Source organism: Pseudomonas sp. SA195 (assembly GCF_054131565.1).
This window is the reverse complement of the sequence record NZ_CP096392.1, coordinates 3,921,862-3,942,282: the sequence shown is the minus strand read 5'-3', so window position 1 is coordinate 3,942,282 and position 20,421 is coordinate 3,921,862. Positions and strand designations below refer to the sequence as shown.

The 20,421-nt window shown below is 59.7% G+C and carries 15 protein-coding genes; 12 read left to right on the top strand and 3 right to left on the bottom strand.

Features of this window, described 5'->3' with window-relative positions:
- Positions 1-80 precede the first annotated feature (80 nt).
- On the top strand, positions 81-1,349 hold the full coding sequence (locus M1D78_RS18445; protein ID WP_437421416.1) for a malic enzyme-like NAD(P)-binding protein: 1,269 nt from the start codon (positions 81-83) through the stop codon (positions 1,347-1,349).
- A 127-nt stretch (positions 1,350-1,476) separates the two neighbouring features.
- Here M1D78_RS18445 and M1D78_RS18440 read toward each other — a convergent pair whose 3' ends face one another.
- Positions 1,477-3,897, bottom strand: coding sequence for a penicillin-binding protein 1A (locus M1D78_RS18440; protein ID WP_437421415.1), 2,421 nt, complete (start codon positions 3,895-3,897; stop codon positions 1,477-1,479).
- A 182-nt stretch (positions 3,898-4,079) separates the two neighbouring features.
- Here M1D78_RS18440 and M1D78_RS18435 point away from each other — a divergent pair, with 182 nt between their 5' ends.
- From M1D78_RS18435 to hemE, 11 genes are all read left to right on the top strand, one after another.
- Positions 4,080-5,144, top strand: coding sequence for a pilus assembly protein PilM (locus M1D78_RS18435; protein WP_437421414.1), 1,065 nt, complete (start codon positions 4,080-4,082; stop codon positions 5,142-5,144).
- Entirely contained in the window at positions 5,144-5,716 is a 573-nt protein-coding gene (locus M1D78_RS18430; protein ID WP_437421413.1) for a PilN domain-containing protein, read from the top strand. The genes M1D78_RS18435 and M1D78_RS18430 overlap by 1 nt, the downstream gene beginning before the upstream one ends.
- The gene (gene pilO, locus M1D78_RS18425; RefSeq protein ID WP_437421412.1) at positions 5,713-6,336 is read left to right on the top strand and encodes a type 4a pilus biogenesis protein PilO; all 624 of its coding nucleotides are present in this window, start codon (positions 5,713-5,715) and stop codon (positions 6,334-6,336) included. Before M1D78_RS18430 ends, pilO begins: the two co-directional genes overlap by 4 nt.
- The gene (gene pilP / locus M1D78_RS18420; protein WP_437421411.1) at positions 6,333-6,860 is read left to right on the top strand and encodes a type 4a pilus biogenesis lipoprotein PilP; all 528 of its coding nucleotides are present in this window, start codon (positions 6,333-6,335) and stop codon (positions 6,858-6,860) included. The genes pilO and pilP overlap by 4 nt, the downstream gene beginning before the upstream one ends.
- Positions 6,861-6,913: 53 nt before the next feature.
- Positions 6,914-8,986, top strand: coding sequence for a type IV pilus secretin PilQ (gene pilQ, locus M1D78_RS18415; RefSeq protein WP_437421410.1), 2,073 nt, complete (start codon positions 6,914-6,916; stop codon positions 8,984-8,986).
- A 32-nt stretch (positions 8,987-9,018) separates the two neighbouring features.
- A complete protein-coding gene (aroK, locus tag M1D78_RS18410; RefSeq protein WP_457933134.1) occupies positions 9,019-9,537 on the top strand; it encodes a shikimate kinase AroK in 519 nt (172 codons plus the stop codon).
- 24 nt (positions 9,538-9,561) lie between these two features.
- Entirely contained in the window at positions 9,562-10,662 is a 1,101-nt protein-coding gene (aroB, locus tag M1D78_RS18405) for a 3-dehydroquinate synthase (RefSeq protein ID WP_437421408.1), read from the top strand.
- A 9-nt stretch (positions 10,663-10,671) separates the two neighbouring features.
- On the top strand, positions 10,672-12,138 hold the full coding sequence (locus M1D78_RS18400) for an SPOR domain-containing protein (RefSeq protein WP_437421407.1): 1,467 nt from the start codon (positions 10,672-10,674) through the stop codon (positions 12,136-12,138).
- A gap of 171 nt (positions 12,139-12,309) precedes the next feature.
- Positions 12,310-16,758 (top strand): glutamate synthase large subunit, encoded by a 4,449-nt coding sequence (gene gltB, locus M1D78_RS18395; RefSeq protein ID WP_437421406.1) that lies wholly within the window; start codon positions 12,310-12,312, stop codon positions 16,756-16,758.
- A gap of 111 nt (positions 16,759-16,869) precedes the next feature.
- Positions 16,870-18,288 (top strand): FAD-dependent oxidoreductase, encoded by a 1,419-nt coding sequence (locus tag M1D78_RS18390; RefSeq protein ID WP_437421405.1) that lies wholly within the window; start codon positions 16,870-16,872, stop codon positions 18,286-18,288.
- A 145-nt stretch (positions 18,289-18,433) separates the two neighbouring features.
- Entirely contained in the window at positions 18,434-19,498 is a 1,065-nt protein-coding gene (hemE, locus tag M1D78_RS18385; RefSeq protein WP_437421404.1) for a uroporphyrinogen decarboxylase, read from the top strand.
- 42 nt (positions 19,499-19,540) lie between these two features.
- Here hemE and M1D78_RS18380 read toward each other — a convergent pair whose 3' ends face one another.
- Both M1D78_RS18380 and M1D78_RS18375 read right to left on the bottom strand, forming a co-directional pair.
- Positions 19,541-19,834: a hypothetical protein gene (locus M1D78_RS18380; RefSeq protein ID WP_437421403.1), complete on the bottom strand. Its 294-nt coding sequence runs from the start codon at positions 19,832-19,834 to the stop codon at positions 19,541-19,543.
- 124 nt (positions 19,835-19,958) lie between these two features.
- Positions 19,959-20,396 carry an excinuclease gene (locus M1D78_RS18375; RefSeq protein WP_437421402.1) on the bottom strand — a complete coding sequence of 146 codons (438 nt, stop codon included), beginning with the start codon at positions 20,394-20,396 and terminating at the stop codon, positions 19,959-19,961.
- Positions 20,397-20,421 lie beyond the last annotated feature (25 nt).

Here is a 20,421-nt window from a genome sequence, read left to right as displayed (position 1 = left end):
CCTTCGCTTGTGAGGGCGCGCATTCTTCGCGTATGCTCGACCGCCTGTCTGTCCCAGTGAAAATAAAGCGGAAATGCCTCATGACTGACCTGAAAACTGCCGCTCTCGACTATCACGCCCAGCCCCGCCCGGGAAAGCTGAGTGTCGAGTTGACCAAGCCTACGTCCACCGCTCGTGACCTCTCGCTCGCCTACAGCCCTGGCGTGGCGGCACCGGTCCGCGAAATCGCCCGGGACCCGGAGCTGGCCTATCGGTACACCGGCAAAGGAAATCTGGTTGCGGTCATATCTGACGGCACGGCCATTCTGGGCCTTGGCGACTTGGGTCCGCTGGCCTCCAAGCCGGTAATGGAAGGCAAGGGTGTGCTCTTCAAACGCTTTGCCGGCGTTGACGTGTTCGATATCGAAGTAGACGCCGAGAGCCCTCAGGCCTTCATCGATACCGTCAAGCGTATCTCGATTACTTTTGGTGGGATCAACCTCGAGGACATCAAGGCGCCGGAATGCTTTGAGATCGAACGCGCACTTATCGAGCAATGCGACATTCCAGTGTTCCACGACGACCAGCACGGCACCGCTATCGTAACGGCGGCCGGCATGCTCAACGCTCTGGAAATCGCTGGCAAGACTCTTGAGCAGGCGAAGATCGTTTGCCTGGGCGCTGGTGCTGCGGCCACCTCATGCATGAAATTGCTGGTGAGCATGGGTGCGAAGGTCGAGAACATTTTCATGATCGACCGCAAGGGTGTGATCCACTCCGGGCGCGATGACCTCAACCAGTACAAAGCGGTATTTGCTCACGAAACCGACAAGCGCACCCTGGATGATGCGCTTGATGGTGCGGATGTTTTCGTCGGCTTGTCCGGTGCCAACCTGCTCAGTGCTGAAGGCCTGAGCCGCATGGCGGCCAATCCGGTGGTGTTCGCCTGCTCCAATCCGGACCCGGAGATCAGCCCTGAGCTCGCTCATGCCACACGTTCCGACGTTATCATGGCTACAGGCCGCTCTGACTACCCAAATCAGGTCAACAACGTGCTTGGCTTCCCATTCATCTTCCGTGGTTCCCTCGATGTGCGGGCCAAGCGGATCAATGAAGAAATGAAGATCGCAGCAGCACTGGCGCTGCGTGACCTGGCGAAGCTGCCGGTGCCGAAGGAGGTTTCTAACGCCTACGGTGTCGACCACCTTGAGTTCGGTCGCGAATACATCATTCCCAAGCCCATGGATCCCCGCCTGATCACGCTGGTGTCGGATGCCGTGGCCAAGGCTGCGATCGAAAGTGGTGTTGCGACCCTGCCTTATCCGTCGAACTACCCGCTCAAGTCTGTCGACGACGTCTTCGCTCGTTGATCGAGGGCCTGCGCCGGCTTAAGGGCGTCGCGAAAAAAGAAACCCGCCAACGGCGGGTTTCTTTTGCCAACGACAACGGTGCGTGACCACGCAAGGTTGCCGCCCGACGCGAGGCGGCAAAAGTGGGTCAGAACAGATCCATTGGGGCGACTTCCGATTCCGGGAGGGGACTTCCCGGCGCGGTGATGCCAGGTTCCAGTTCGCCCATCTCCGGCGGGGTATCTTCGCTGCGAAAAACCTCGAAATAGGCGTTTGGCGTACCTGGCGGCGCAGCGCGTCCGCTCTCCGGGTCAATCCGTAGCGTGAGAATGCCGCTGGGCTCGGGCGGGGCGTGCTCGGGCATGTCGTGCAGCACATCGCTCATATAGCGCATCCAAATAGGCAGAGCGACAGTGCCACCGTATTCGTTGCGCCCCAGGCTCTGTGGCTGATCGAAGCCGGCCCAGACCGTTGTGACGACGTCAGCGTTGTAGCCTGAGAACCAGCTATCTTTGGATTCGTTGGTGGTGCCGGTCTTGCCGGCAATGTCTGCTCGGCCCATTTCCAGCGCACGGCGACCTGTTCCGCGCTTGATCACGTCTTGCAGCATGCTGGTCATGATGTAGGCCGTTCGCTCATCAATGATCTGCTCGGCTTGACGTGGAGCTTCTGCGGTATCCGATAGGCTCAGCGAAGTGTCCTGCTGCCCGAACGTCGAGACTTCTGCGTCGCCAAGCACCTGGTCTGACCTTGAGTCGGGTACCCGAGGTGGATTCGCGCGGTAGATGGTTTCGCCGTTGCGGTCGTCGATGCGTTCTATAAGGTACGGCTCGATCTTATATCCGCCATTGGCGAAGGCCGTCCAGCCGGTGGCGATTTCCATGGGGGTTAGGGTGGCCGTTCCCAGCGCCAGCGATAGATTGGGTGGAAGGTCCTCGGGGTGAAAACCGAAACGCTGGATGTAGTCGATGGTGTACGGGATGCCCAAAGTTTGCAGCAGTCGGATCGACACCAGGTTTCGCGATTTGTACAGCGCCTCCCTTAAGCGGATCGGGCCCAGAAAAGTGTTGTTGTCGTTTTTCGGCCGCCACACCCGGTCCATGCTGTCCTCGAATACGATCGGCGAGTCGTTCACGAGCGTGGCAGGGGTGTAGCCGGCATCGAGCGCGGCGCTATAAATGAAAGGTTTGAAGCTCGAACCGGGCTGCCGCTTGGCCTGGATTGCGCGATTGTAGTTGCTTTGTCCGAAGGAAAAGCCGCCGGTCAGGGCCTCGATCGAGCCATCCCGGGGGTCCAGTGAGACCAGTGCGGCCTGGGCTTGGGGAATCTGGCTGAACGATGCTATGTCGTCCTCGACTCGGATGCGGACCACGTCGCCGACCTTCACCACGTCGGCGGGGCGCTGTGGCGTGGGGCCAAGGCTGTTGGTTCCTAGATGCGGTCGCGCCCATTTCATGGTGTCCCAAGACACGGGCCATCTCGTGCCGTCGCGCAGTGCGACAGTGATCTGGTCGGCTTCAAGCTGGGTGACGACTGCAGGTAGCAGGCCCGACTGGCTGCGAAACTTGGCGAGGCCCTCCGCCCAATCGTCAGGATGTTCAAGGTGCGCTTCAGGGCCGCGATAGCCATGGCGGCGGTCGTACTCCATGAGACCTTCTGTCAGCGCCTCGTTCGCGGCGATCTGGCGGTCACTGCTAGCGGTCGTATGCACGCGAAAGCCGTCGGTATAAGCGGCACTGCCGTAGCGGCCTACCATTTCGGCGCGTGCCATTTCCGCTATATAAGGCGCCTCCAGTTCGGGAGACGCTCCGTGATAGCTCGCATTCACCGGTTCGGCAAGCGCCTCTTCGTAGCGCGTCTGGTCGATCGAGCCAAGCCGGTACATACGGCCAAGAATCCAGTCGCGACGCTCTTTGCTGCGCGCGGGATTGGCCAACGGATTGAACGCCGATGGGGCTTTAGGCAGGCCGGCGATCATTGCCATCTGGGCCAGGCTCAAGTCTCCGATCGGTTTGCCGTAATAGACTTGTGAGGCCGCCTCAATCCCATACGCGCGATTGCCAAGGTAGATCTTGTTCACGTAGAGCTCGAGGATCTCGTTTTTGCTGAGTTCGCGCTCGATTTGGAGGGCTAGAAGAATCTCGTTGATCTTCCGGGAAAAGCTGCGTTCGCTGGTTAGGAAGTAATTCTTGGCAACCTGCATGGTGATGGTGCTGCCGCCGGTCTGAATCTGCCCGCTCTTCAATAATTGCGTGGCAGCGCGCATCAGACTGGATACTTCGACGCCATAATGATTTGCAAAGTTGTCGTCTTCAGCAGCCAGTAGCGCGGCGATGAAATCTTTCGGTATGGCATCGAATTCGATGGGGGACCGACGCATTTCGCCGTACTCGGCGATCAGCTTGTCGTCGCTGCTGTAAACGCGTAGCGGAATTTGCAGCTGGATGCTGCGAAGGGATTCAACCGATGGCAGGTTGGGGCTTAGGTAAAGAAAAGCGCCACTGAGACTGAGCAAGAGTCCGCAGAAAACAGCCATGCACGACCAAAGGAAAAACTTCAGAAAACGCATCGGGGTTCGTTGAATCCAGGTGGGAAATGGAGCGGTAACCGCAGACAGTGCGGAAAGGAAAAACCGTTCACATTATAAGCGGATTTTCTATGGTTGAGCCATTTGCGCTTCTGTCAAGGCTGTTATCTAATGTGGCTATACATAATTAATCCGTAAGTAGCGGATAAGATAGGAAATCGGCCGTGCTAGGGCTCTTCACGAAGAAAGCGAACACGCTGCTTGGGATCGACATCAGTTCGACGTCCGTCAAGCTCATCGAATTAAGCCGCTCGGGCACCCGCTATCGGGTTGAGTCCTACGCTGTCGAGCCGCTTCCGCCAAATGCAGTCGTCGAGAAGAATATTGCCGAACTCGATGGCGTTGGGAATGCACTGGCCCGGCTCCTGGCCAAGGCACGGACGGGTGTTAAGTCCGCTGCCGTTGCAGTGTCTGGCTCCGCGGTTATCACGAAAAGTATCGAAATGGATGGTGGGCTCAACGACGATGAGTTGGAAAACCAGCTCAAGATCGAGGCCGACCAGTACATTCCTTATCCGCTTGAGGAAGTGGCGATTGATTTCGAGGTCCAGGGGCCTGCTGCGCGCGCGCCCGGTCGAGTCGAGGTGCTACTTGCCGCTTGCCGGAAGGAAAACGTCGAGATTCGCGAAGCGGCACTCGCCCTGGCCGGGCTTACGGCTAAGGTTGTGGACGTCGAAGCCTATGCGCTTGAGCGTTCTTATGGGCTGCTCGCCTCTCAGCTAGGTGCTGATCATCAGGAGTTGACCGTGGCGCTGGTCGACATCGGCGCCACGATGACCACGCTCAGCGTGCTGCACAACGGTCGCACTATCTATACGCGTGAACAACTCTTCGGCGGGCGACAGCTGACGGAGGAGATTCAGCGCCGCTACGGGCTCTCCATGGAGGAGGCTGGACTTGCTAAAAAGCAGGGTGGTCTCCCAGATGACTACGACAGCGAAGTGTTGCAGCCGTTCAAGGAGGCGGTCGTACAGCAAGTATCACGCTCCCTTCAATTCTTCTTCGCAGCGGGGCAGTTCCATGATGTGGATTACATCCTGCTCGCCGGGGGCACCGCTTCGCTGCCAGACTTGGATCGGCTCATTCAGCAGAAAATCGGAACTCAGACTTTAGTAGCCAACCCGTTTGCCGATATGGCTTTGAGCAACAAGGTGAATGCCGGAGCACTGGCCAGTGACGCGCCGTCCCTGATGATCGCCTGCGGATTGGCGTTGAGGAGTTTCGACTAATGGCTCAGATCAACCTACTGCCTTGGCGGGAACAGCTTCGCGAGGAGCGCAAGCAGCGGTTTCTCGTATCGCTTGGCGGCGTAGCGCTGGTGGCGGCTGGCATGCTGTTCCTGGCGGACCAGTACTTCACTGGTGCGATCGAGCACCAGAATGCACGCAATGCCTTCATTCAAAAAGAAATCGCTGTACTTGACTCGCGTATCGCCGAGATCAAGGAGCTCAAGCAGCGGCGGCAACAATTGCTTGAGCGGATGAAGATCATTCAGGACCTGCAGGGCAATCGGCCGATCATTGGTCGCGTCTTCGACCAGCTGGTGCGCACCTTGCCTGACGGAGTCTACTTCACCGGCCTGAAGATGACTGGCAAGAACATCGCCATCGTCGGTGCGGCCGAGTCCAACAATCGTGTGTCGAATCTGATGCGCAACCTGGATGGTTCCGACTGGTTGGAGGCGCCCAACCTGAACGAAGTAAAAGCCGTGACGGCAGGCGCGGTCGAGCAGGAAAACGTCTTCCAGCTGACCGTGCAACAGACGCAGCCCGTAGTAGTGGCAGAGGGGGCCAAGCCATGAGCCTGTCGAGTTCGCTGGAGAGCCTTCGCAGCGTCGATCTCTCCGATCTGGATATGAACAACCTGGGCTCTTGGCCGGGTCCGGTAAAGGTCATTACCGCCCTGTTGCTGATGGTGCTGGTGTTGGGAGGGGGATACTACCTCCACCTCAGCGATTTGCAGGTCAACCTTGATCAGCGAAAGGTAGAAGAAGAGCGGTTGAAGCAGTCCTTTGCGACCAAGGCATTCGAAGCGGCCAACCTGGATGCCTACAAGACCCAGATGGTCGAAATGGAAGCATCGTTTGGTGCCCTGCTGCGTCAGTTGCCGAGTGATACCGAGGTGCCTGGCCTGCTGGAAGACATCACTCGTACCGGGCTGGGTAGCGGTTTGGAGTTTGAAGAAATCAAGTTGCAGCCCGAAGTTGTGCAGCAGTTTTATATCGAGCTTCCGATACAGATTAAAGTGGTCGGCAGCTACCACGACCTCGCCACCTTCGTCAGTGGCGTATCCAGCCTGCCACGGATCGTGACCCTGCACGACTTCGAGATCAAGCCGGAGAGCAAAGAGTCGTCGTCGAAGTTGCGCATGGACATCCTTGCCAAGACTTATCGTTATAACGACAAGGGACTTCAGAAATGAACGGGGTTCGCTCTATTGCGCTGGGCCTGACGCTGGCTTTGCTTGGCGGTTGCGGTATCGGCAACGACTTTGCGGACCTTCAGGCCTATATGGATGACGTGCGCGCCAAGCCGAAGGGTGTTATCGAGCCGCTGCCGGCGTTTCTTCCTTATGAAGCGTTTACCTATAGCGCGGCGAACCTGCGACATCCTTTCCAGCCGCCCATAAAGGTCGACCTGGCACAGCAGCAGAAAGGTACTCGGGATATTCATCCGGATGAAAGTCGGATCAAGCAGTTCCTCGAAGAGTTCAATATCGAGACCTTCACCATGGTCGGCACGCTGGTCAATGGTGCAGGTACGTACGCCTTGATAAAAGGCGGTGACGGGGTACACCGAGTCAAGGTCGGCGATTATCTGGGGCGCAACCACGGACGGATCATCGAGATTGGCGAAGCCGAGGTGGATGTGGTCGAAATCGTTCCTGATGGAGACGGTGGGTGGCTCGAGCGCCCGCGCAGCCTGACCTTGAAAGAGCGGTCCTGAGCTCGGGGCAAACTATGGAAAACCTACAGCGATCTGTACAACGGAAGCCTTTTATGAATACCACTCTGTCTCGACTCGGCTTGTCATTGCTGGCGGCGTTCATATCGCCCGCCTTGCTGGCCGCCAATCTGAACGCGCTGGATGTTGCCTCATTGCCGGGTGACCGTGTCGAGCTGAAGCTTGCCTTCGACGAACCGGTGACTACTCCGCGCGGCTATACGCTGGATCAGCCGGCGCGTATCGCCCTCGACCTGCCTGGTGTATCGAGCAAGCTGGGCAGCAAGAACCGCGAGCTTGGCGTTGGTAATGCCCGCAGCGTAACCGTTGTCGAGGCCCAGGGTCGGACCCGTCTGATCGTCAATCTCACTTCGTTGGTTCCTTATTCGACCCGGGTCGACGGAAACAATCTGTTCGTCGTGCTTGGTGAGTCGGCTGCAGCCGCGCCCAGTGCCGCGCCTGTAGCTGCGCCTGTTGCTCAAACTGCTCCGGCCGTTTACGCACCTGCCAGCAAGTCGATCAGCAATGTCGACTTCCGGCGCGGGGACGACGGTGCCGGTAACGTGGTGATTACCCTCTCGGACCCGTCGGTGAGTCCGAGTATCGAGGAGCGTGGCGGCAAGATCCGTGTTTCCTTTCCGAAGACCGAACTACCCGAGGCGCTTCGCGTTCGGCTTGACGTTCAGGACTTCGCGACCCCGGTCAAGTTCGTCGATTCGGCCAGTAATGGTGATTCAGCCAGCATTGCGATCGAGCCTACCGGCCGCTATGACTATCTCGCTTACCAGACGGATGACAAGCTGACAATTAGCGTCAAGCCTCTATCCGAGGCCGACGAGGAAAAGCGCAAGGCTGAGCGTTTCGCCTATACCGGCGAGAAGCTGTCGCTTAATTTCCAAGACATTGATGTCCGTTCCGTACTCCAGTTGATTGCGGATTTCACCGATCTCAACCTCGTCGCCAGTGACACTGTCCAGGGCAACATCACCCTTCGGTTGCAGAATGTGCCATGGGACCAAGCGCTGGATCTCGTGCTCAAAACCAAAGGGCTAGACAAACGCCAGGTTGGTAACGTGCTTCTGGTTGCCCCGGCCGACGAGATTGCGGCGCGCGAGCGCCAAGAGCTGGAGTCGCAGCGTCAGATCGCGGAGTTGGCCCCGCTACGCCGTGAGGTGGTGCAGGTCAATTACGCCAAAGCAGCAGACATCGCCCAATTGTTCCAGTCGGTGACCGATAAAGAGGGCGTCTCTGAAGATCGCGGTTCGATCGCAGTGGATGACCGCACAAATAACATCATCGCTTATCAAACCCAGGAACGTCTGGACGAGCTGCGCCGAATCGTCGCACAGCTTGATATTCCGGTCCGGCAGGTGATGATCGAAGCACGTATCGTCGAAGCGAACGTTGATTATGACAAGGCGCTGGGAGTGCGCTGGGGTGGAACCCAGCTTTTCGCTAACGGCCGTGGCGCGGTATACGGAAGCGACGATTCGGGCGACGAGGCTGGTGATTCCGGTGAAGACAGTAACGGTAACTATCCTTTCGTCGATCTAGGCGTTGCCAACCGCACTGCCGGCATCGGTATCGGCTACATCACCGACAACCTGATCTTGGATCTTGAGCTTTCCGCCATGGAGAAATCCGGCAACGGTGAGGTTGTCTCTCAGCCCAAGGTCATGACTGCTGACAAGGAAACGGCCAAGATCCTGAAAGGATCCGAGATTCCGTACCAGGAGGCCAGTTCGAGCGGTGCGACATCGACGACGTTCGTAGAGGCTGCGCTGTCCTTGGAGGTGACACCCCAGATCACGCCGGACAACCGGATCATCATGGAAGTGAAGGTCAATAAGGATGAGCCTGACTTCGCTAATGCCGTCAACGGTACGCCATCGATCAACAAGAACGAGGTAAATGCGAAGATCCTTGTGAACGATGGCGAAACGGTAGTGATTGGTGGGGTGTTCTCGAATACCCAGAGCAAGTCGGTCGACAAGGTTCCTTTCCTTGGCGATGTACCTTACGTTGGCCGGTTGTTCCGTCGCGACGTGGTCTCGGATGCAAAATCGGAGCTGCTGATTTTCCTGACTCCGCGTATCCTGAACGCCCAAGCCATCGCAGTGAATCGCTAGTATTGCACCGAAATATTGTTCTCGTAGGTCCGATGGGTGCTGGTAAAAGCACCATCGGACGCCTGCTCGCCAAGGAACTGCGTCTGCCGTTTCGTGATTCCGACAAGGAAATCGAACAGCGGACCGGCGCGACCATTCCTCTGATATTCGACGTCGAGGGTGAGCAGGGGTTTCGAGAGCGTGAGCACGCTGCCATTGTCGATATCTGTCGGATGCAGGGTGTTGTGCTGGCGACCGGAGGAGGCGCGGTGCTCCGGCCGGATAACCGACAGGCGCTTCGCGACGGTGGACGGGTTATATACCTCTGTACTTCGGTGGAGCAGCAATTGGCCAGGACGGCACGTGACCGTAATCGGCCGCTACTTCAGTCCTCAAATCCGCGAGAAGTGCTGTTAGGGCTCATGGCAGTCAGGGACCCGCTGTACCGGGAAATCGCTGACCTGATCATTCAAACCGACGAGCGCCCACCCCGGCTCGTTGTCAGTGAAATCCTCCAGCAATTGGAGCACTTCGCGCCTCGTGAAAGCCTGGGGCATTCTGCGCTATCCTAGGTGCCTTTCTTATGTGGGGCCCTCATGCAGACTCTTCATGTCGATCTCGGCGAGCGTAGCTACCCGATCTATATTGGTGAGCAGCTCATCGAACGGGGTGAGTTGTTATCTCGTCACATCCGCGGCAAGCAAGTCGCCATTGTTACCAACGACACCGTTGCACCGCTTTACCTGGATCGGCTGAGGCGCAGCCTTGACGGCTTCTCCGTAACGTCTGTAGTGCTGCCGGATGGCGAAGCTCATAAGAACTGGCAAACCCTGCAGGCTGTTTTCGATGCATTGCTGCAAGCGCGCCACGATCGTAAGGCTACTGTCGTAGCATTGGGCGGTGGGGTTATCGGCGACATGGCCGGTTTCGCCGCGGCGTGCTACCAGCGAGGTGTCGATTTCATCCAGATACCCACCACGCTGTTGTCGCAGGTTGACTCGTCCGTTGGCGGTAAGACAGGGATCAATCATCTGCTCGGAAAGAACATGATCGGGGCGTTCTATCAGCCTCAGGCCGTGCTCATCGATACCTCCACATTGCAGACGCTGCCGCCCCGCGAACTTTCTGCGGGTCTGGCAGAGGTCATTAAGTACGGCCTTATCTGCGACGAACCGTTCCTTTCCTGGCTGGAAGACAATGTCGATTCGCTGCGTGCGCTGGACCAGTGCGCATTGACCGAAGCCATTCGGCGGTCCTGCGCGTCGAAGGCAAGGGTTGTCGGTGCGGATGAACGCGAGTCGGGTGTTCGCGCCACCTTGAACCTGGGGCATACATTCGGACATGCCATCGAAACGCATCAAGGTTACGGCGTCTGGCTGCACGGGGAGGCGGTATCGGCGGGAACCGTTATGGCGCTTGAAATGTCGCACCGACTCGGGTGGATCAGCCGTGCCGATCGTGATCGCGGCATTGCTTTGTTGCGGCGGGCTGGGCTGCCAGTCGTGCCGCCCATAGACATGAGCGCCGATGATTTCATGCGCTACATGGCCGTCGACAAGAAGGTCCTCGATGGGCAGATGCGGCTGGTATTGCTGAAGTCGCTGGGACAGGCCGTGGTAACGAGTGAATTTTCCGGTGATGTGTTGGAATCCACGCTGCGTGCCGATTACGACGCCATTACGCAACAGAACGCCTAAGAGATATCGATGACCACTTTGTCTGCCGACGATTCGTACCTGAACCACTACGGTTTCAGCCATGACCCCTTCGCAGCGCGCGTGCCCGGCTTCAAGTTTTTTCCGGCCCAGCGCAAGCCGGTGCTCGGGCAGTTACATCACCTGGCGCGCTACAGCCAGTTGCTGTTGGTGGTGACGGGGCCCGAAGGTAGCGGCAAGACCCTCGTGCGCCAGGCGTTGGTTGCCAGCAGCAACAAGCAGTCCGTTCAGAGTGTCGTGATTACTCCGCAGGAGACATTCGACGCCAATCATGTCTTGCAGCAGGTCGCTCAGGCGCTTGGAAGTGCTCGTGCGGATTTCGATGCGATCATGCAGCAAATCATCCAGCTGGGCCTGACCGGCCAGGAAGTTTATCTGCTGGTCGATGATGCCGAGCGGCTCACGGGAGCGGCAGTGGAGACGCTGCTGCGGCTAGCCGTGGGTAGTCCTGAAGGCAGGCCGCACGTGTTTCTCTTCGGTCAGCAATCGCTGGTGGGGCGGCTCGAGGCGCTGGTTGAGGGTGAGGAAAGGTTTCATGTCATCGCGCTGCAACCTTATGAGGCTGAAGAAACGCGCGAATACCTCGCTGTACGTCTTGAGGGTGCAGGAAGCGGCCTCGATTGCTTGAGCGAAGAGCAGCTTGCTCGAATTCATGAAGCTTCCGGTGGTTGGCCGGGTGCCATTAACGAAGCGGCGCGAGACGAGCTGCTCGACGCCATGCAGCATTCGAAGGCAAAGGGCTCCTCCGGATTCCGTCTTCCGCTGCCAATGAAGCACCTGCTGGCTCTGGCAGCGGTGCTGTTGGTCGTTGCGGTTGCCTTTCTCATGCGCGGTGGAGAAGAAACGCCCGCGCAACCATCAGTGACCTCGTTACCGCTGGGTTCAGGTTCGGCTGCGGCGCCGGTCGATGAGGTCGCCCCGGCTCCGCAGGGGGAACAGCCCGTGATGCGTGAGCCTTTGGCAGCCGCTGGCGCGCCTGAGCTGGAAGACGAGGGGGCGACGAACGGGGCTGCTCCTGCGATCCCTGAGGTGGAGCCGCCAGTAGCGGATCCCACCCCTGTCGTTTCCGAGGCGGCTCCGGCTCCGCAGGAGTCTGCACCTGCACCTGCTCCTGTACCCGAGTCACAGGCGCCGGCGCGACAAGATGTCACGGAGAGGTCGGCAGCGGTCGGCGCGGGCTGGTACGCGAGTCAGCCAGTGGGGAACTATTTGGTGCAAGTGCTGGGTACCCGCAACGAGGACAATGCGAAGGCACTCGTGCAACAGCACGGTGACGGTTACCGCTATTTCGTCAAGCAGCACCAGGGCAAGCCTTTGTACGTCGTCACGTACGGTAGCTTCAGTGGTCGTAACGCGGCCGTCCGGGCTATTCAGGCACTGCCGGCTTCGCTGAAGGCTGGTAAGCCCTGGGCTCGCACTATCGGAAGTGTCCAAAAAGAAATCAGCGGCAGTCGCTGATTCGCGGCCGATTGGTTGCGCGCGCGCCGTGACGGCGCGCGCAAAAATGATTTGTGCCCTTCTCATTCGCTTTGTAAACTGCTCCCCCTTTTGCCCGCGTGAAAGACAGGGCTTTGCTCCGTCAATCCGGTAAGAGGTTGATTTATATCGTAATTAGCTGTTGGAGCGCCTATGAGAGCAGGTCTGTTTCGTCCTGAAGAGTTCAAGGATAACTGCGGCTTCGGTCTGATCGCCCACATGCAGGGCGAGGCAAGCCATCACCTGCTTCAGACCGCCATCCAATCCCTTACCTGCATGACGCATCGCGGCGGCATCAACGCCGACGGCAAGACCGGCGATGGTTGTGGGCTTCTCATGCAAAAGCCGGACACGTTTCTGCGCGCCATGGCTAAGCAGCACTTCAACGCCGACCTGCCCGACTTGTACGCCGTCGGTATGGTCTTCCTCAGCCAGGATCCTGTTAAGGCCACCGCGGCGCGTGACCGCATCAATGAGCAAGTCGCCGCGCAAGGCTTGACCTTGGTTGGCTGGCGTGAAGTGCCGGTCGACACCAGTGTTCTGGGCCGTCTCGCGCTGGAGCGCCTGCCGCGCATCGAGCAGGTGTTCGTATCAGCCGAGGGCCTTTCGGAGCGGGACTTCGGTATCAAGCTGTTCTTCGCCCGTCGCCGCGCCGAAGTGGCACTGGCTGACGACAAGGAATTTTACGTCTGCAGCCTCTCCGACAAGGACATCATCTACAAGGGTCTGATGATGCCGGCGGACTTGGCGCAGTTCTATCCAGATCTTGGCGATGAGCGTCTGGCGACGGCCATCTGCGTCTTTCACCAGCGTTTCTCCACCAACACCATGCCGCAATGGCCGCTGGCCCAGCCGTTCCGCTTCCTCGCGCACAACGGCGAGATCAATACCATCACCGGTAACCGCAACTGGGCGCAGGCACGTCGCCTGAAGTTCGCAAACGAACTGCTGCCCGACCTGGAGAGCCTCGACCCACTGGTAAACCGTACCGGTTCTGACTCTTCGAGCATGGACAACATGCTTGAACTGTTGGTCACAGGTGGCATGGATCTGTTCCGTGGCCTGCGCATGATCATTCCGCCGGCCTGGCAGAACGTCGAGACCATGGACCCGGATCTACGCGCGTTCTACGAATTCAACTCCATGCATATGGAACCCTGGGATGGTCCCGCTGGTGTCGTTCTGACCGACGGCCGTCATGCCATCTGCCTGCTCGACCGCAACGGGCTGCGCCCGGCACGCTGGGTAACGACCACCAACGGCTACATCACGCTCGCTTCCGAAGTGGGCGTGTGGGACTACAAGGCCGAGGACGTGGTCGCCAAGGGCCGAGTCGGGCCTGGTCAGATTCTTGCCGTGGACACCCAGACCGGACAGGTACTGCATACCGAGGACATCGACAACCGCCTCAAATCGCAGCATCCGTACAAGAAATGGCTGCGGCAGAATGCGCTGCGCATCCAGGCGACGCTGGAAGACAACGACCACGGCTCTGCCTTCTACGAGCCCGATCAGCTTAAGCAGTACATGAAGATGTTCCAGGTCACCTTCGAGGAGCGTGACCAGGTGCTGCGCCCGCTCGGCGAGCAGGGCCAGGAAGCGGTGGGCTCCATGGGTGACGACACACCTATGGCCGTGCTGTCGCGTCGTGTGCGGTCGCCCTACGACTATTTCCGCCAGCAGTTCGCGCAGGTGACTAACCCGCCGATCGACCCGCTGCGCGAATCCATCGTCATGTCGCTCGAAACCTGCCTCGGCGCCGAGCGTAACGTCTTCGAGGAAACGGCCGACCACGCCAACCGCGCGATTCTGACCAGCCCGGTCATTTCGCCGGCGAAGTGGAGAACTATCCAGACGCTGGACCGTCCAGGCTTCGAGCGGCAATTCATTGACCTGAACTACGACGAGTCCATCGGGCTCGAGGCAGCGGTGCGCAATATCGCCGACCAGGCCGAGGAAGCCGTGAGGGGCGGTAAGGTCATGCTGATCCTCAGCGACCGCAACATCATGCCCGGCAAGCTGCCGGTTCATGCTTCGCTGGCAGTCGGTGCGGTTCACCACCGCCTGATCGAGACGGGCTTGCGCTGCGACTGCAACATTCTGGTCGAGACTGCCACCGCGCGCGACCCACATCATTTCGCCGTGCTGATCGGCTTCGGCGCCACAGCGGTTTACCCGTTCCTGGCGTTCGAGGTACTGGGTGATCTGATCCGTACCGGTGAAGTGCTGGGCGACCTATATGAAGTGTTCAAGCATTACCGCAAGGGCATTTCCAAGGGCCTGCTGAAGATCATCTCGAAGATGGGCATCTCGACCATCACGTCCTATCGTGGGGCGCAGCTGTTTGAAGCTGTTGGCCTGGCGGACGAAGTGGTAGACGTCAGCTTCCGTGGCGTGGCCAGCCGCATCAAGGGCGCGCGCTTCGCCGATTTGGAAGCCGAGCAGAAGGCACTGGCGGCTGAAGCCTGGAACACCCGCAAGGCGATCCAGCAGGGTGGCCTGCTGAAGTTCGTGTATGGCGGCGAATACCACGCTTATAACCCGGACGTCGTAGCGGCACTGCAATTGGCGGTGCAGCAAGGCGACTATGGCCGCTTCAAGGAATACACCGCGCTGGTCGACCAGCGGCCTGCTTCGATGCTGCGTGACCTGCTCAAACTGAAGGTGTCGGACCAGCCGCTGGCCCTCGAAGAGATCGAGCCGCTCGAGCAGATCCTCAAGCGTTTCGATTCGGCTGGTATCTCCCTCGGTGCGCTGTCGCCAGAGGCGCACGAAGCGATCGCCGCAGCGATGAACCGCATCGGCGCGCGTTCCAATTCCGGGGAAGGTGGCGAGGATCCATCGCGCTACCGCACCGAGCGAAGCTCGAAGATCAAGCAGGTCGCGACCGGCCGGTTCGGCGTCACGCCCGAGTATTTGGTCAATGCTGAGGTGCTGCAGATCAAGGTTGCGCAGGGCGCCAAGCCGGGCGAAGGTGGCCAGCTGCCGGGCGGCAAGGTCAATGGCCTGATCGCCAAGCTGCGCTACGCCGTACCCGGTGTCACCCTGATCTCGCCGCCGCCGCACCATGACATCTACTCGATCGAAGATCTTGCGCAGCTGATCTTCGATCTCAAGCAGGTCAATCCAGGCGCGCTGGTGTCGGTCAAGCTCGTTGCCGAGCCGGGCGTTGGTACTATCGCCGCGGGTGTGGCCAAGGCCTACGCAGACCTCATCACCATCTCCGGCTACGACGGCGGTACCGGCGCATCGCCGCTTACATCGATCCGCTACGCCGGCTCGCCCTGGGAACTGGGCCTCGCTGAAACGCACCAGACCCTGCGTGGCAACGACCTGCGCGGCAAGGTGCGGGTGCAGACCGATGGCGGGCTCAAGACTGGTCTCGACGTCGTCAAGGCGGCGATTCTCGGCGCTGAAAGCTTCGGCTTCGGCACTGCGCCGATGATCGCGCTGGGCTGCAAGTACCTGCGCATCTGCCACCTGAACAACTGCGCCACTGGCGTGGCCACGCAGAATGACCAGTTGCGCAAGGACCACTTCATCGGCACCGTCGACATGGTTGTGAATTTCTTCACCTTCGTCGCGGAGGAAACCCGCGAGTGGCTCGCCAAGCTGGGTGTACGCAGCCTGCAAGACCTGATCGGTCGTACCGACCTATTGGAAGTTCTGCCCGGCGAGACCGCCAAGCAGAATCACCTGGACCTGACACCCCTGCTAGGCAGCGACCATGTGCCGGCCGACAAGCCGCAGTTCTGCGAAGTCGACCGTAACCCGCCGTTTGACCAGGGGTTGCTGGCCGAGGAGATGGTGAAGCTGGCACGCGAGGCAATCGAGACCAAGCGCGGCGGTGAGTTCGAACTCGATATTTGCAATTGCGACCGCTCGATTGGTGCGCGTGTGTCCGGCGAGATCGCCCGTGCCCATGGCAACCAGGGCATGAAGGATGCGCCGGTTACCTTCCGCTTCAAGGGTACGGCGGGCCAGAGCTTCGGCGTATGGAACGCTGGCGGCCTGCACCTGTACCTCGAAGGCGACGCCAACGACTACGTCGGCAAGGGCATGACAGGCGGCAAGCTGGTCATTACTCAACCGAAGGTCAGCGGCTTCAAATCGAACGAGTCGGCCATCATCGGTAACACCTGCCTCTATGGCGCGACTGGTGGCAAGCTGCTCGCCGCCGGCACTGCGGGCGAGCGCTTCGCGGTGCGTAACTCCGGCGCGCATGCGGTAGTTGAAGGTACCGGTGACCATTGCTGCGAATACATGACTGGCGGTTTCGTCTGCGTATTGGGCAGAACGGGCGTCAACTTCGGCTCCGGCATGACCGGCGGTTTCGCCTATGTGCTGGATGTCGACAACAGCTTCGTTGACAGAGTGAATAACGAGCTCGTCAATCTGCAGCGTATTACCGGTGAGGCGATGGAGGCCCATCGCAGCCACCTGCAGTACGTGCTGCGCGAATATGTTGCCGAGACCGGTAGCGAATGGGGCGCCGAACTGCTGGAAAACCTGGACGACTACCTGCGGCGCTTCTGGCTGGTCAAGCCGAAAGCCGCGAACCTGGCGTCGCTGCTGTCCAGCACCCGTGCGAACCCCCAATAAGAAGCAGATTCAAGCGGCTAGCCCCAGATACCTGTCCGGGGCCCGCCCCGCTCCCGTGATTGTCACGCAGCCTGCGGCCAACGCTTGTGGCTGCTGCTAAGAGGTTTTGAAATGACTGAACGTCTGAACAACGACTTCCAGTTCATCGAGGTCGGGCGCAAGGATCCGAAGAAAAAGCTGCTGCGTCAGCGCAAGAAGGAATTCGTCGAGATCTACGAACCCTTCAAGCCGCAGCAGGCCTGTGAACAGGCCCATCGCTGCCTGGGTTGCGGTAACCCCTATTGCGAATGGAAGTGCCCGGTTCACAACTACATTCCCAACTGGTTGAAGCTCGTCTCGGAAGGCAACATCCTGGCCGCGGCAGAGCTTGCGCACCAGACCAATACCCTGCCGGAAGTCTGCGGCCGGGTCTGTCCGCAGGATCGCCTGTGCGAAGGTGCCTGTACGCTGAACGATGGCTTTGGTGCAGTCACCATCGGGTCGGTCGAAAAGTACATTGCCGACACTGCCTTTGCCATGGGCTGGCGGCCGGACATGTCTAAGGTCAAGCCCACCGGCAAGAAGGTCGCCATCATTGGCGCCGGCCCGGCTGGGCTCGGTTGTGCCGACATCTTGGTGCGTAGCGGCGTGACCCCGGTGGTGTTCGACAAAAACCCGGAAATCGGCGGCCTGCTGACCTTCGGTATCCCGGAGTTCAAGCTCGAGAAGACTGTGCTCAGCCGCCGCCGTGAAATCTTCACCGGCATGGGCATCGAGTTCCGGCTGAACACCGAAGTGGGCAAGGACGTGACCATCGACCAGCTGCTCACCGACTACGACGCGATCTTCATGGGCATGGGCACCTACACGTACATGAAGGGCGGCTTTCCGGGCGAGGACCTTCCGGGTGTATACGATGCGCTGGACTTCCTCATCGCCAACGTCAATCGCAACCTGGGCTTCGAGAAGTCGCCCGAAGACTTCGTCGATATGAAGGGCAAGAAGGTCGTGGTGCTTGGCGGTGGCGACACCGCGATGGATTGCAACCGCACTTCGATCCGCCAGGGCGCCAAGAGCGTGACCTGCGCCTACCGTCGCGACGCGGCGAACATGCCGGGATCGCGCCGTGAGGTGAAGAACGCGAAGGAGGAGGGCGTCAAGTTCCTCTTCAACCGTCAGCCAATCGCCATCGTGGGTGAGGGTAAAGTCGAGGGCGTGAAAGTCGTCGAAACTCGTCTGGGTGAGCCGGATGCCCGTGGCCGCCGCAGCCCTGAGCCAATCCCGGGTTCGGAGGAAGTGCTGCCGGCCGACGCGGTAGTCATCGCCTTTGGTTTCCGCCCGAGCCCTGCCGATTGGTTCGAAGGTCAGGGCATCAAAACCGACAATCAGGGGCGCGTTGTGGCACCGGAGCTGGGCGAGTTCAGGCATCAGACCAGCAATCCGAAAATATTCGCCGGGGGCGACATGGTCCGCGGTTCGGATTTGGTGGTGACGGCGATCTTCGAAGGCCGCCAGGCCGCCGAGGGCATCCTCGACTACCTGGGCGTGTGAACGTCAGGCCTGCCGGCGCAGCTCTAAAGGCTGCATCGGTTGGGCCTGATCTGAATCAAGCCCATAGACAAAAGGCACGGCGCTCGCCGTGCCTTTTGTTATCTGCTTTGCGACAATGCCGTCACTTTTCAGCTGGAACCCCGACATGACCGCCCTGAAGAACGATCGCTTCCTCCGCGCCCTGCTCAAGCAACCTGTCGATGTGACGCCGGTGTGGATGATGCGCCAGGCCGGCCGCTACCTGCCCGAGTACCGCGCCAGCCGCGCCAAGGCCGGCGACTTCATGAGCCTGTGCATGAACCCTGAGCTGGCTTGCGAAGTCACTCTGCAGCCGCTCGATCGTTACCCGCTCGACGCTGCCATCCTGTTTTCCGACATTCTCACCGTGCCGGACGCTATGGGCCTGGGTCTGTACTTCGAAACCGGCGAAGGCCCACGCTTCAAGAAGGTCGTCAGCAGCATGGCTGACATCGAGGCGCTGCCGATCCCCGATCCCGAGCACGACCTGGGCTATGTGATGAACGCGGTGCGCACCATTCGCCGTGAACTCAACGGTCGCGTGCCGCTGATCGGCTTTTCCGGCAGCCCCTGGACCTTGGCGACGTACATGGTCGAAGGCGGCTCGTCGAAGGATTTTCGTAAGTCCAAGGCGATGCTCTACGAAAATCCTGAAGCCATGCATGCGCTGCTGGAGAAACTGGCGAAGTCGGTCACCTCCTACCTCAATGGCCAGATCCGCGCTGGCGCACAGGCCGTGCAGATATTCGACTCCTGGGGTGGGAGTCTGTCGGCAGCGGCCTATCAGGAGTTTTCGCTGGCCTACATGCAGAAGATCGTGGACGGTCTGATCCGCGAACACGACGGCCGCCGTGTACCGGTGATCCTTTTCACCAAGGGAGGAGGGCTATGGCTGGAGTCGATGGCTGATACCGGCGCCGAGGCGCTGGGCCTGGACTGGACGTGCGACATCGGTCAGGCGCGGGCTCGTGTCGGTGACAAGGTTGCGCTGCAGGGCAACATGGACCCGAGCGTACTGTTCGCCAAGCCGGACGCCATTCGCGCCGAGGTCGCCCGAATTCTGGCCGCCTACGGACAAGGGACTGGCCACGTCTTCAACCTCGGCCATGGCATCACGCCTGAAGTCGATCCGGCGCATGCCGGCGCGTTCATCGAGTCGGTTCACGAGCTATCGGCGCGGTTTCACGGTTGAACTGCTTGAGAAAAAAGAGCCGCTTCTCGCGGCTCTTTTCATTCATGGCTGCTGATAATGGCCCGGCGTGGTGCCTGGCTCGTGTTCATGCACGAGTTTGGTCACGCGGATATCGGTAATGCCTATTACCTCGGCCTGCTCGAGCACCTTGCCTTCGTCTGCACCGGCCTCGGGCATCACCAGGCTGTTTTCCGCGTCGCCGTTGTGCAACTCGATGAGATGCCGTGCGGCGCTTGCTTGCGACATGCGGTCCTCGTCCGACTCGATGATCTGAACGCGCGGATCGTTGTTGAAGATGTAGTTGACTTCGAATTTGTGCGATGACTTTCCGAACATGAACGGCTCCTGGTAGCGACACGTGTCTGTCCAGTTGACTCGCGGGTCCAGTTGTCGTTCGGTGGGGCGAATGGCTGGCGACAGCCGGTGGGAGTCGGCGCCCGCCGAAGGGGCGCCGAGGGGCTTATTTGACCTTGGCCAGATTGGCCTTCAGGGCGACACCCGCCATGATCGCGCCGGCGTGGCACTCATACTTCTCGCTGTCTTTGTACTCGACGTGCTTGTAGTTGCTGGCGATGTCGACCACCGCATTGGCACCCGCCGCCTTGGCCGCCTTTTCCATGCCGATCAGCGCGGATTGCAGGGCCCAGCTGCATGCAGCTTCGTCTGACTTGTTGAAGGCGTTGGTCTTCTTGCTCGTGGTAACGCCGCTGCGAACTATCTCCGCGCCACTCGGCCGCTTGGCCAGGTAGAACTTCACACTGCCGTCGAGCTTGCCGGAGGCGGTCGCCTCGGCCACGACCTGGTCGAAGGGCAGGTAATGGGTGGTGTCCCGCGCCTGGCTGATTCCGGGCAGAGCACAAAGCATGAGTGCCGCGCCGATCCATCCGTTCTTCTTCATTGCATTCTCCTTGCGGTGTTTTGGG